Raw genomic sequence first — 12,545 nt, 5'->3', positions numbered from 1 at the left:
TGATGACAGTGTCCACACTCGTATCTTGTTCCGTCGTCATCTGCGCCTACACCACCGAACGGTGGAGTGATCTGTGTGCGGCGGCCGACTCGGTTCTCAAGCAGAGCTTGCCGGTGCTCGAAGTTATTCTGGTGGTGGATCATTCCGACGAACTGTTTAGTCGGGCAGATCTGCACTTCGCGGGCGAACCCCGTGTCGCGGTGCTGCGCAATACCGACGCGCCGGGTCTGTCGGGCGCCCGCAATACCGGCGTCCGCGCCGCACGTGGTGACATAGTCGCCTTCCTCGACGACGATGCGCGCGCGGAGCCTGATTGGTACCGCGTGTCTGCCACTCACTACGCCGATCCCGACGTCGTTGGGGTCGGGGGATACGCGACTCCGGTATGGCCGGACGTTCGCCCAGTGTGGATGCCCGCAGAATTCGACTGGGTCGTCGGCTGCAGCTATGTCGGTCAGCCGACACGGATCGCTCCGGTCCGGAATTTCATCGGCTGCAACATGTCTCTGCGGCGATCGGTCTTCGATGCCGTGGACGGTTTCAACGACGGAATCGGTCGGGTCGGTAGGACACCTGCGGGGTGCGAGGAAACCGAACTGTGCATCCGGATCCGGGCAAATGAGCCCACCTCGCGGCTACTGTTCGACCCCGCGATGAAGGTAGCGCACCGCGTCACTGACGACCGAACCAAGTTCCGCTATTTCCTCTCCCGATGCTTCCACGAGGGCGTGTCGAAAGCGCTGGTTTCCCGCCTCGTGGGGGCCCGCGACGCGCTCAACAGCGAACGCACGTACACGGTGCGCGTGCTCCCGCGGGCGGTCGCCGCAGGGGTTGCATCCCCACGAAACGGAGGGCTGGTCCGCGCCGGTGTGGTGATCGCCGGGCTGGCGGTGACCCTCGCTGGCTACGCCCGCGGACTGGCCGGTCTCCGAGGGAAGAGGGTGCTGGCATGACCGGAGCGCTCGATCGCCGGATCCCCCTCGTCCCAGCGCTCGCGAGCGAAGAGGCCCCCACTTGGAACGGGGCTGTTTGGGTAGGCGCACTACACCTCCCTGCCCCGGAGAATGCCGAATATTACCTCGAACGGGCCGAGGGGTACCGGCGCGCCCGGTTTCTGGTTCGACAAGAGCGCATGGTTCTGGGGTTCGTCGAACTGGGAATCGAAGGCGGACAGATCGACACTGCAGAGTTGCGACGTGAAGTAGCCGGTCTGCTCACGGCCACGGTTTCCGACCCTGCCTGTGCAGAAGCCGGAATCGACCCAACCGTAACTGTGGTGGTGTGCACCCGCGACCGGTTGGAGAGTCTGAAGGTCGCGCTCGCATCGATCCTGATGCTCGACCACCCCGACTACGAGGTGATCGTGGTCGACAACGCCCCGCGTACGGATGCGACACTGCGGTACGTGGCCGAACTCGGCGACCCGAGGGTGCGGGTCGTCACGGAGGCCAGGCCAGGACTGTCCCGGGCGCGCAACGCGGGAATCGCAGCGGCGAAAACGGAGATCGTCGCCTTTACCGATGACGACGTCGTGGTTGACCCTCACTGGCTCACCGAACTCGTGGCCGGATTTCGCATCGGCGATGCGGTGGGGTGCGTGTGCGGGATCGTTCCGAGCGGTGAGATTCGAACGCCCGCACAATCGTACTTCGATCAGCGCGTGGGATGGGCGAGTTCCTGCGTTCCGCGGTTGTTCGATCTTGCGGACCCGCCGGCTGACGTTCCGCTCTTTCCGTTCCAGGTCGGCATCTATGGCACCGGCGCGAATTTCGCCGTCGACCGGCGGGTCGTATTCGACCTCGGCGGTTTCGACGAGGCACTCGGGGCCGGAGCCCCCACCGACGGCGGAGAAGATCTCGACATGTTTTTTCGCGTACTCCACTCCGGCCGGCAATTGGTCTACCGGCCGTCTGCGGTGGTGTGGCATCGGCACCGAGCGGACAACGACGCGCTCGCCGTCCAAGCACGCGGATACGGACTCGGTCTCGGTGCCTGGCTGGCCAAGATTGCTCTGAACCCCCACACGAGGTGGCTCGCACTACGCCTCGCGGTGACGAAGGCGCCGACGTTTTTTAGTCTGTCAAGGAAGATGTCTCACTCGGCAGCACCTCCGAGCGGTCTGGCCGGCGAACTCCCCGCGGGAATCGGTGCGACCGAACTTCGGTCGATGGTGCGTGGCCCGTATGCGTACCTGAAGGCGCGACGGGAGGGCCGAGACCCGGCACCTATGAGAGGGGTGGCGCATGACTTTGCGTCCTGACATCGGCTGCAACACTTCTCGTGGCGGACGCTCCGACGGCACGAGGTTCGCGACCTGGTTCGGGGCTGAAGACACACCGCTGTTCGGTGTCGTTGACCTGCCCGCAGAAAGGAAATGCCGTGGTGCGGTAGTACTGTGCCCGCCGATCGGTAAGGAACAGGTCGATGCGTACCGCGGATTGGTGTATCTCGCCGAGCGCTTGCGGTCCCATGGCTTGCTGGTGCTGCGGTTCGATTACCGCGGCACCGGTGATTCTGCCGGGAACCAGGACGACCCCGACGCGGTCGCCGGGTGGCTCGACAGTATCCGGACGGCTGTCGGCTACGTGCGCAAGTGCGGCATTACCGATATCGGACTCGTCGGCCTCCGCGTCGGTGCCCTGCTGGCCGCGCAGGTTGCGGCGACGTGTGGTCCGGTGCGCGCTCTGGCGCTGTGGGATCCGGTGCAGCGCGGCCGCGCCTACGTGCGCAAGCAGACCGTGCTCCGCCAAATGGTCGCCGGAGCCGAGGCCGAGGACGACCCTCGGGTCACCCTCATCGGTACGGTACTCGCGCCTGCTGCGGCAGCGGGACTGTCCGCGATGAGCCTGCAATCGGCGATCCCGCCCCCGGGCGCGCGAGTCCTTATGGCGTTGCGGCAGAGCGAGTCCGATTCCAAAGTGACGAGTGAATCTGTCGCAACCTGGAATTGCGACGAATTGATCGTCCGCGATCACGAACTGTTTCTCGAGCCGCAGGATTTCATGGTCCAAACACCATTCGACGACATCGACCGGATCGCGGCTTGGATGGCTTCGTCCTTCGGTGACAGCCTCATCGATGCCGATCTCGATATCTGCACCACAGCCGCGGTGGATCGGACCGCCGACGGCCGCCAGATGGTCGAGACACTGGGTTTTGCGGGCGCATCGGAACTCTTCACCATCTGCACGTCTGTCGCGGCCGTACCGGACTCGCAGGTGATCGGCGCAAGCGCGACGCCCACCGTCATCTTCCACGGCACTGCCAACGAGCACCGTGTCGGACCGGTCAGGTTGTGGGTCGAGGCAGCGCGTGAACTGGCGGCCCACGGCATCGTCAGTGTGCGCTTCGATCGCCGCGGGACCGGCGACACCGGCGTCGTACCGTACGGCGAATGCACCACGACGTACACGGATGAATCCCGCGCCGATGCCGTCGAGGTCATCTCCGTCAGCGGGGCGCAGCCCGATTCGCTGGTACTTGCCGGCATGTGCTCGGGTGCTTGGCATTCGAGCTACGCCGCACTCCAGCGACCGGTTCGGGCAGTGGTCCTGGTAAACATGGCGGACTGGGCCGTCACCCGCAAGGCATTCGTGAAGCAATCGATGGTGAGTGCCGACCAGAAATCCCCGAAGGGCCGAGCGCTTGGGCTGCTACACCGGAATGCGGCGGAGACGAAGAAGCATCTGCGGTCGTGGTTGCCGTACCGAGGCTGGATGTGGTTGGGCCGTGCAGGTCTGCTGCAGGTACCTGAATTGATGCTGGGTCCGCTGAACGATCGTGGTGTGCGCACCACCCTCCTTTTTTCACCCGGTGACTACGCGTCTTTCACGGCGAACAGCGGCGAGCGCAGTATCCGCCGACTCCGACGTGCCGGCTGGAAGGGGCGACTGGTGACATACCGAACCGGTGACCATTCGCTCTACAGCACGGCGTTGCGGGAGCAGATCCTGCCGGACGTGGTCGCGACCGTGCTCGGAGAATTTGCCGAGGACCGTGCCGACGGATTTCCTGGCGAATCCAGATCTGCGTTGGTCGGGTAGCCATGGCCCATCCGACAGCAGCGAAGGTGCAAACACAGGCCGAGCACCGCGCGGAGCGGCCACCGCGCTCCGCTGGGCGGAATTTGCAACTCAACTCGCTGGCGTTGATGATCTCGAGTGTTGTCACCGGTGCGCTCGGTCTTGTCTTCTGGGGCGTGGCGGCGCGATTGTTTCCTCCCGACCAGGTGGGCGTGGCGTCTGCCCTCATCACGACGGCGATCATGCTGTCGACCCTGTCGAATCTCAGCCTCGGGTCCATGTTCGAGCGCTTCATTCCTGTTGCGGGTCATCGGGCAGGACCGCTGTTGGTCAAGGGTTTCGCCTCCGTAGCCCTTCTGGCTCTCGCCGCTGCCGTCGGATTCATCGCTCTGGGACCTCGGGACACGCTCTTCGAAAACCGGCTGGAAATCGCGATCTACCCGCTGTTCGTTGTCGTTCTCGCCCTGTTCGCGTTACAGGATCAGACGGTCTCCGGCCTGGGAGTGGCCCGATGGGCCGCGCTGAAGAACGTCTTCCACGCGTTGGCCAAATTGCTAGCGGTCATCGTACTGGCAGCCACTGGATCGGCTCTTGCGATCGTCGCGTCCTGGGGAATCACCGCAGCAATCGCCGTGATCGTGCTGCTGGTGTCGATGGGTTTGCGTATCCGTTCCGACTCGAGGTACCGGCAGGAGCCTGCTCTCCCGTCCAACAAAGAGCTCGGCGCGTATTTCGGTTCCTCGTACGGAATCACGGCTCTCGGTGCGATCGCACCTCTCGTCGTTCCGCTGATCGTGGTCACCAAGGTCGGAACAGCTGCGAACGCCTATTTCACCGTCACGTGGTCGATCGTCAGTGCCCTCTACATCATGATCTACATCATGGTGGGTCCGTTCGTCGCTGAGGTCGCCGCGCATCCCGACAAGATCGCGGACCTGTCACGCCGCTTCGTTCGCACCATTTCCGCGGTCGCGGTCGTCGGCGGTGTCGGCCTCGCGTTCGTCGCGCCGATCGCTCTCGGATTCATCGGTGACGAATACCGTGCGGAGGGAACACCTCTGCTCCATCTTGCTGCGGTATTCGTTCCTTTCACCGTCGTCGGCGCCGTCTACAGCGGTCTTGCGCGGGTGTACCGCCGACTTGCCCTCGCCGTCGTCACGCAGTGCCTGGCCGCAGCGGTCATCATTGTCGGAAGCGTGGTGCTCAGCGCATCGATCGGTGTAGCAGGCGTGGGGTGGGCATATCTCGCCGCGGAAACCCTCACCGCAGTGATCCTGGCGGGCCCGCTCATTTCCTGGCTCCGGCAACTGGAGCTTCGCTCGAGCCGGGAGCGGCGGTCGGCGAAGAACAATGCGAATCATTCACCTGTACGGAGGATGTCCGATGGCGACGCGTAGGACGACCAAGACCACGCATAGGGCTAGTACCCGAGACATGATGGGCAGCGGAAGCCGAATGATCACCGCGATCGGTCCGGTCCATCTGCCCGATACCGGCGAGATCCGGGACACGCTCATGCTTCTCGCACGCGCGGGCGGACGCCACACCCCAGTCGGAATCTTCCCTTCGATGCAATCGCGCCGGTGGGACTATCGGCCGCACGACTTTCTCGGCGATATTCAGGATCTGGGACCGTGTACTACGGCAGAGGTGCCGCGTTTGCTCACTCGACTAGCGCGGTCGAATGACTCGACGCGCCCGCTGAACGTCGCAGTCGCAGGAGACTTCTTGATGCTCGACATCTCGCACGGCCTCGGTGACGCCGCACTCGCGTTGTCGCTCCTCCGGGCAGTTGCCGGTGGATATGCAGGGACGGCGGTTCCGACGTGGGCGCAGACTCGTGACACCGCGGTCCCACTCGTCCGCGCGCTGGCGCGGACCTTCGGTTCGTCTCCGGCGCGCGTAGCCCGGGTCCTCGAATCCCGGCAAAGTATGGAGCACGCGCCCAGGCAGATGGGGGTCGTGCCCTGGCGTGCCTCGCCCGCGGTGGTCGTCGCCTCCGCGGTTGCGGGCACGGCTGCAGAACTGCGTCGTTGGCGGGATCAGGAACTGCCCGCAGCATCGGTGTCGTCGTTGCTGTTCGCGGCAATCGCGCGCTCGATGCAGAACCGCGGTTTCGGCATCGACAACACGGTGAACGTCATGTTCGACTGCCGTCGGTACCTGCCGAGGGACGCGACCGTGAACGGCAACTTCTGTGCGGGAGTGCAATTCTCCCTCACCGATCCGACGGACGGAGCTGAGATGAGCGCTGCCGTCTCGCGGGCCACGAGTTCGGGCCGACCACTCGCCTCGCTTGCGCTCAGCGCCGTCACGCCCCGCCGGCGACTCCGCGCGGGCATCGCGCACGAACGCGCCACCCACGTGGCTGCTGCGCCTCGGGCAAGGCTCATGCACTCCGACGTAGGGGAGGCCGCCATGCTGACTGATCTCGCCTGGACCGACGGGCCAGGCGAGCGCCTCGTCACCGCGCTCAGTGAGCCTGCTGAGCCGACGTCCATCGTCTTCACCTCGGTGCGCCGCGGCGTCGAACTAGACGTGTCGGCATCGCTGCACGACAACGTCTTCGATCCCGAACTCGTCCGCGCGGCCATCGAAGACGCGCTGTGTGACCCTTTCGCTCTACTGTCGCGAATGGCTGTCTAGTCATGCCCGCACACGCTGTGGAGACGTCGAACCGGACTTCAGTGAGTCTGACCCTTGCTGTACTGCAGTTCTTTGTCATCGAGTTCCTCGTCGCGGGAACCTGGCGCGGACAGTACAGCTATTCGGCCAACTCCATCAGCGACCTCGGGGTCCCATTCTGCGGCGCAGACGGGAACGAGCCCTGCAGCGCAACATCATTGATCATCGATGCAGCTTTCGTGACGGTCGGGATTGCGTTCGTCGTCGCCGCTCTTCTCTGGTATCGCGCCTACAGGCTTCATCCGCTCGTTCCGTCCGTTTTCCTGCTGGTGGCCGGGATCGGTGGAGTTGTGGTCGGTCTGACTCCGGCGAACACGCATTGGGATGTCCATTCTCTCGGCGTGACACTGTTCGTTCTCTTCGGCAGTCTCTTCACGCTGACCGCGGCATTCCACGTGCAGCCTCAGATGTCCGGTCCGGCACCGTACGTCGCGCTCGCCCTGGGGGTTCTCGGACTCGTCGGCTACATCAGTCTCACTCACTCTTGGGATCTCGGTCTCGGTACCGGCGGCATCGAGCGAGTTGGGGCCTATTCGATCCTCCTCGGGTTCATCGTCTGCGTTCATCTGATGACGCAGTTGCATTCGGTTCGGCGCGCGTCCGTCGTCTTGGTCGGAGGAGTTACCGGTGAGTAAATCGTTGAACCGCCCTGGAACAAGTCGCCTCGTCTCGACGTTGCTGGTGTTTATCGCACTCGCCTGCATAGGGGTCGCAGGGTGGTACGTGGGTAGTGAAATGGCGCAGGCCTCCGAAAACGGGGAATCGGTGCACATGTTCGACGACTTCTCGGGCCCCGCCGGCGCTCGGCCCGATCCTCGCTACTGGGGGTACGACCTCGGGGGTGGAGGATGGGGAAATGACGAGCAGCAGGTATACACCGACGATCGCGCGAATTCCCGCCTCGACGGCGAGGGGCACCTTGTCATCGAAGCACGCTCTGCCGGGGCTGAATATACGTCCGCCCGACTCGTGACGCTCAACCGTTTCGCATTCCAGTACGGACGCGCCGAGGCACGCATCAAGCTGCCGAGTGGTCAGGGACTTCACCCAGCATTCTGGCTGATGGGTACGGACCTCGAGCGGGTGGGCTGGCCGCAGTCTGGGGAGATCGACGTGATTGAGACGCTCAACGACGCCCCGTTCTATCACAGCGGTTTACACGGACCGTCAGCCGATGGCACGACGTGGGAGGTACAAGCAGAAGGCCCCGGAAACATGTCGGAGGACTTCCACAACTACTGGGTGGAGAAATCCGCAGACCGGATCACGGTCGGCATCGACGATTCCGTCACGGGCGAATTCTTGCGAGCCGATTTGTCGCCGGGGCAGGAGTGGGTGTTCGACAAGCCGTTCTCTCTGCTACTGAATGTCGCCGTCGGCGGACGTTGGCCAGGCCCTGTCGATTCGGGCACCTCGTTTCCTGCGACAATGCTGGTCGACTGGGTCGAAGTGACGGGTGAGTAGTCTGCTGACGCCGGAACTCGGCGATACGAAGACACCAGACCTACGTCGGTATTTTGATGTTGCAGCGCTGGCCGCCTCCGCCGCTGGACTCATGTCGCTTGCGCCGCTTCCCTCTCCGCTGAGCGCGGTGCTGCTCACGGTATTCGTGTTGAGCGGACCTGGTCTCGCCACCGTCACGTGGATGCGCATTCCGACTGTAGCGGCCCTCGCGGCCGTTCCCGTCATGGGGCTGTCGGTGGTAACTGCGGCCACTACCGTCCTGGCATGGTTCTACCGATGGCCGGCCACTGCACTGCTGCTGGTGATGGTCGTGGGTGTCGTCGCGTCTGCACTGAGACATCGGTGGCAAGACACCGGAACCGATCTACCCCGTCCGGTGACTGTCCTGGCGTCGCTGCGGACGGAACGGTGGTGGCACGACGCGCGTCGGAACGGGCCACTGATTCTCGTTGCCATGACACTGGTGCTGTGGGTGCCCGTGCTGTGGGGTCTCGATTCCACCGAGTATTCGCAGTTCGGTCTTCTGTTCGTCGGTAGCGGTCCCGGCCTGGTTATCTGCGCTGTCACCATGGTCTGCGCGTTCGTTTGGGCGCTTCGTGAGAACCGGATCGCTACCGCGGGTGCGGCCATCGTCGGCGTGATCGTGGTAGAACGCGTCACCCCGACGCTGATCACCGAGATCCCCATCTACGGGTGGACGTACAAGCACATCGGCGTCGTGGACTACATCCAGCAGTTCCAGACATTGCCGCCCAAGGGTATCGACATCTACAGTGAGTGGCCGGGCTTCTTCACTGCGGCCGCGTGGTTCGGGGATGTCACATCGGTGGACATCATGTCGATCGCCCACTGGTTCGCGCCGGTGATTCACCTGCTGCTCGCAGTCCTCGTCGGCTCGATCTCTCGCCTACTCGGCTTCGGGGTGCGCGTCGCGTTAACGGCTGCGATGGTGGCGGAGTTGGTGAATTGGGTAGGGCAGGACTACTTTTCGCCGCAGGCCGTGGCCATGGTCATGGCGCTGGGCATCATGGCGCTTCTCGTGGTCTCGACGGAGCATCGGTCGGCGGCGTATCTGTCGATCTTCGTCTTCGCGGCGTTGGTCGTCACTCACCAATTGACGCCGTACTGGTTGTTCGGCGTTGCAGCACTACTGGCGGTGACACGGAAGTTGCGTCCGTGGTGGCTTCCGGTTCCCTACTTCGCGATCCTCATCGCCTATCTGATACCCAGACTGGATATCGTGGCGCCCTACGGACTGCTGTCAGGCTTCAACGTCGTCGACAACGCCACCAGCAACGTAACCGCAGTGGGAACGTTGGGAAAGCTCTTCACCTCCACCGTGGTCCGTTCCCTCTCCGCGGGAATAGTCCTGCTCGCGGCGATCTGTGCCATCCTTCTGTGGCGCAGCGGGCGCCCCGCCTGGACTGCCACCGTGATGGCATTCAGTTCGTTCGCGTTGCTCTTGGGCCAGAGCTACGGCGGTGAGGCAATCTTCCGGGTATACCTGTTCGCGCTGCCGGGGTGCGCAATTCTGATCGCCCCGATCCTGCTGGACGCCCTCATCATCCGATTACGATCGGGGTGGCGCCGACGCGTCCTATCGATCGGACTCGCCGGCGGTATGTCGTATGCGACTTTCGCAGGCTTGCAGGGCTATTTCGGTCTGTGGTCGCTCGTGGTCGAGCACCCGTCCCAGGCGACGTTGGCAAAGGACCTCCTCGCGAACGCGACCGCGCCGGCCACCTTTGCAACCCTGGATCCGGCGGGGTTCCCGACGCGGGTCAGCGGCGACTACGTCAAGTTCGCCTCCGTCGACAAGAATTTCGATCTTCCGTTGTTGGCGCTCCCCCCGGAGATTCTCGAGGGTTTCGCGCGCGACCGCAAGATCGAGATGCTTACCGAAAGTGCGGCGTACAGGGAGGGCGAAACGTATCTCATCTTCGACACCCAGGGAAGAGCGGCAATCCAGTACTACGGCTATTTCCCAGATGGATTCGTCGACGAGTTCGAGAGACAGGTCCGGTCCAGCCCCGACTGGTCGGTGTACGCGGAGGACGAGAACAGCATAATTTTTGGGTACTTACGGTCAAACCGTTAGTCCTTCGTGCCGGGTATTCCGCCACGAACGAGGGTCGCGGCACATAGCGTACTTCTCATGCGGCGGATGCGCTCGGCCTTCCTCGGGATTGCGTTGACGTGCTTGGTAGCGCTGTCCCCTGCCATCGCCGTCGCTTCACCCAAGAATGCTGGGGTCGGGAGCAACTACCCTGGTTACACGGTGACCGCCAGCGACGAGTTTGACGGACCCGCAGGTGCGGCGCCCAACCCGAGATTCTGGGGTTACGATCTCGGTGGCGGGGGCTGGGGCAACAACGAGCAGCAGGTCTACACCGATTCCCGGGAGAATTCCAGACTCGACGGCAACGGTCGTCTCGTCGTCGAAGCGCGACGCAGCGGTGGCGGATTCACCTCAGCTCGTCTTGTGACGCGGGGAAAGTTCGATTTCACCTACGGCCTGGTCGAGGCGCGTATCCAGGTGCCGTCCGGTGCGGGACTACATCCCGCGTTCTGGACGCTCGGGAACAACATCGACCGCGTCGGCTGGCCGGCCTGTGGTGAGATCGACATCCTCGAGGTGGTCGGTGACGGTTCCCGCTACTCGGCAGGTGTACACGGTCCGACCGCTATCGGAGCTCGATGGAAACGCTCGATGGACGGTTCGATCGGCACGAACCTCAGCGCAGGATTCCACGACTATGCCCTGATCAAAGAGCCCGGCCGGATCTCGGTGGGCATCGATGGGAACATCGTCGGTACGTTCAGCGCCGCAGATCTGAGGCCCATGGAGGGTTGGGTATTCGACGCCCCCGCGCATCTTCTGCTGAACGTGGCGGTGGGCGGCGACTGGCCCGGCCCGGTCGACTCGACGACGCGCTTTCCCGCCCCCATGCTCGTCGAATGGGTGAGATTCTCTCGGTGACTTCGACAGTCGAATTTCGGTATGCCTAGAATTGGGTGCATGGCCGTATCGACTTCCGAGTGCCGTTGCGGCCACCAGTTCACTGCTCACGAGCACTACCGCAGGGGCACGTCCTGCTCGCTGTGCGAATGTCCGCGGTTCCGCCGCCCGTTTCCCGGGTTGATCCGAAAGATACTGAAGCGGTAGCCGCGGATTCCATGCAGGGATCCGTGGGCCTACGGTGCGCTCGACTTGGCGATCCGGGAATCACCGAATTCCGCCCGAGAAGCCCCCGGCTTCAGCCGCGGGGAGGTAAGGGCCGTTATACGTTTCTCGGGGCATGTTTTCGGAACCTTCGTTTGTGGTGAAATCTTTTGTGGGAGTGGACGATAGTGGTGCGCGCGGTGCGGTATTGTGCTTCCTGTGACCGAGGTCGTGCGCTACACCTGCCGGTTGCGCCCCGGTGTGCAAGCCGTGAGCGCACTGCAGGGCGAATGGCATCGTTGCCGGTTCCTGTGGAACGAAGCCGTCCACCAACACCAGTCCGGACGGAAGCCGACGTTCGCGAAGCTGTGCACACTGCTCACCGTCGCCCGCGGCAGGAACGCATGGCTCCGGGACGGTTCCCAGGTCGCCCAACAACAGGTGTTGCGCACCTACGGGCTGGCCCTCGGCCACTCCTTCACGGTGAAGGAGTGGCCGAGGGCCAGCGTTCAATGCCCGTAGGAAGACTTTGCCGTCACTCGGGTATACCACCCGCGGATTCTGCATCCGTGAGCGGCGTCTGGTGTTGCCGAAGGGTGTCACCATCCCGGTGGTGTGGTCCCGCGGGCTGCCGTCCGACCCGACCAGTGTCCGGGTGTATCAGGACAGCCTCGGGCACTGGTATGCCTCCTTCGTGGTGCGGCGCGACACCGAACCGGCCCCCGACGCGGACCCGGACAGCGGTCTCGGTATCGATTGGGGTGTGTCGACCACCGCCACCACCACCGACAGCGCCTACGACCTGCCGTATCTGGGGTATCGGCGGCGGTGCGCCGCCGAGTTGGCCAAGGCGCAACGGAAGATGGCGAGACGGCACAACGGGAAACGCGGCCCCCAAACCGGCGGATACGTGCGGGACAGGCGTGCGGCCGCGACGCTGCAGAAGAAGACTGCCCGGCAGACTCGGCACGACTCTCGGGTGTGGGCGAAACGGGTCGTCGACAACCACGACTTGATTGCCGTCGAAGACTTCAAACCCACCTTCCTGGCGAAGTCCACGATGGCCCGCAAGGCGGCGGATGCTGCGGTGGGTGCGGCGAAACGGGAGTTGATCGAGCGTGGCAGGCGGGTCGGCCGGAGGGTGGTGTTGGTGCGGCCGGCGTATACGACGATGACGTGTTCGAGTTGCTTCGCGAGAGCCAAGTAGCGAC

Annotated in this window: 11 protein-coding genes; all 11 read left to right on the top strand. The window is 63.9% G+C overall.

From position 1 onward, the window contains the following. The first annotated feature begins 2 nt into the window (after positions 1–2). The 11 genes from RM2_RS07165 to RM2_RS25085 all read left to right on the top strand — a co-directional run bounded on the left by RM2_RS07165 (position 3) and on the right by RM2_RS25085 (position 12,541). Complete coding sequence (locus RM2_RS07165; protein WP_072688125.1) at positions 3–953, top strand: glycosyltransferase family 2 protein; 951 nt, start codon at positions 3–5, stop codon at positions 951–953. After that, a complete protein-coding gene (locus RM2_RS07160; protein WP_072688124.1) occupies positions 950–2,260 on the top strand; it encodes a glycosyltransferase family 2 protein in 1,311 nt (436 codons plus the stop codon). Before RM2_RS07165 ends, RM2_RS07160 begins: the two co-directional genes overlap by 4 nt. Then, a complete protein-coding gene (locus RM2_RS07155) occupies positions 2,244–4,043 on the top strand; it encodes a serine aminopeptidase domain-containing protein (RefSeq protein ID WP_072688123.1) in 1,800 nt (599 codons plus the stop codon). Before RM2_RS07160 ends, RM2_RS07155 begins: the two co-directional genes overlap by 17 nt. Positions 4,044–4,045: 2 nt before the next feature. Then, positions 4,046–5,419: a lipopolysaccharide biosynthesis protein gene (locus RM2_RS07150; RefSeq protein WP_072688122.1), complete on the top strand. Its 1,374-nt coding sequence runs from the start codon at positions 4,046–4,048 to the stop codon at positions 5,417–5,419. Continuing rightward, a complete protein-coding gene (locus tag RM2_RS07145) occupies positions 5,406–6,668 on the top strand; it encodes a hypothetical protein (protein WP_245813759.1) in 1,263 nt (420 codons plus the stop codon). Before RM2_RS07150 ends, RM2_RS07145 begins: the two co-directional genes overlap by 14 nt. 2 nt (positions 6,669–6,670) lie before the next feature. Then, a complete protein-coding gene (locus RM2_RS07140; RefSeq protein ID WP_072688121.1) occupies positions 6,671–7,342 on the top strand; it encodes a DUF998 domain-containing protein in 672 nt (223 codons plus the stop codon). Beyond that, positions 7,335–8,171, top strand: a complete 837-nt coding sequence (locus tag RM2_RS07135; protein WP_072688120.1) for a glycoside hydrolase family 16 protein — start codon at positions 7,335–7,337, stop codon at positions 8,169–8,171. Before RM2_RS07140 ends, RM2_RS07135 begins: the two co-directional genes overlap by 8 nt. Further along, the gene (locus RM2_RS07130) at positions 8,164–10,269 is read left to right on the top strand and encodes a hypothetical protein (RefSeq protein ID WP_072688119.1); all 2,106 of its coding nucleotides are present in this window, start codon (positions 8,164–8,166) and stop codon (positions 10,267–10,269) included. Before RM2_RS07135 ends, RM2_RS07130 begins: the two co-directional genes overlap by 8 nt. 57 nt (positions 10,270–10,326) lie before the next feature. Further along, positions 10,327–11,151, top strand: a complete 825-nt coding sequence (locus RM2_RS07125; protein WP_072688118.1) for a glycoside hydrolase family 16 protein — start codon at positions 10,327–10,329, stop codon at positions 11,149–11,151. A 402-nt stretch (positions 11,152–11,553) separates the two neighbouring features. Then, entirely contained in the window at positions 11,554–11,856 is a 303-nt protein-coding gene (locus RM2_RS25090) for a hypothetical protein (RefSeq protein WP_245813758.1), read from the top strand. Between the two features lie 7 nt (positions 11,857–11,863). After that, on the top strand, positions 11,864–12,541 hold the full coding sequence (locus RM2_RS25085; RefSeq protein WP_245813756.1) for an RNA-guided endonuclease TnpB family protein: 678 nt from the start codon (positions 11,864–11,866) through the stop codon (positions 12,539–12,541). Positions 12,542–12,545 lie beyond the last annotated feature (4 nt).

Origin of the sequence: Rhodococcus marinonascens NBRC 14363 (genome assembly GCF_001894885.1) — a bacterium.
Classification (GTDB): domain Bacteria; phylum Actinomycetota; class Actinomycetes; order Mycobacteriales; family Mycobacteriaceae; genus Rhodococcus_F; species Rhodococcus_F marinonascens.
The sequence above is the reverse complement of the archived record's forward strand: the minus strand, read 5'-3'. Positions and strand labels throughout refer to the sequence as shown.

Excerpts from the sequence above, each read along its gene's own strand:
- RM2_RS07165 (WP_072688125.1), top strand. The coding sequence starts at position 3 with ATGACAGTGTCCACACTCGTATCTTGTTCCGTCGTCATCTGCGCCTAC.
- RM2_RS07160 (WP_072688124.1), top strand. The coding sequence starts at position 950 with ATGACCGGAGCGCTCGATCGCCGGATCCCCCTCGTCCCAGCGCTCGCG.
- RM2_RS07155 (WP_072688123.1), top strand. The coding sequence starts at position 2,244 with ATGACTTTGCGTCCTGACATCGGCTGCAACACTTCTCGTGGCGGACGC.
- RM2_RS07150 (WP_072688122.1), top strand. The coding sequence starts at position 4,046 with ATGGCCCATCCGACAGCAGCGAAGGTGCAAACACAGGCCGAGCACCGC.
- RM2_RS07145 (WP_245813759.1), top strand. The coding sequence starts at position 5,406 with ATGGCGACGCGTAGGACGACCAAGACCACGCATAGGGCTAGTACCCGA.
- RM2_RS07140 (WP_072688121.1), top strand. The coding sequence starts at position 6,671 with ATGCCCGCACACGCTGTGGAGACGTCGAACCGGACTTCAGTGAGTCTG.
- RM2_RS07125 (WP_072688118.1), top strand. The coding sequence starts at position 10,327 with ATGCGGCGGATGCGCTCGGCCTTCCTCGGGATTGCGTTGACGTGCTTG.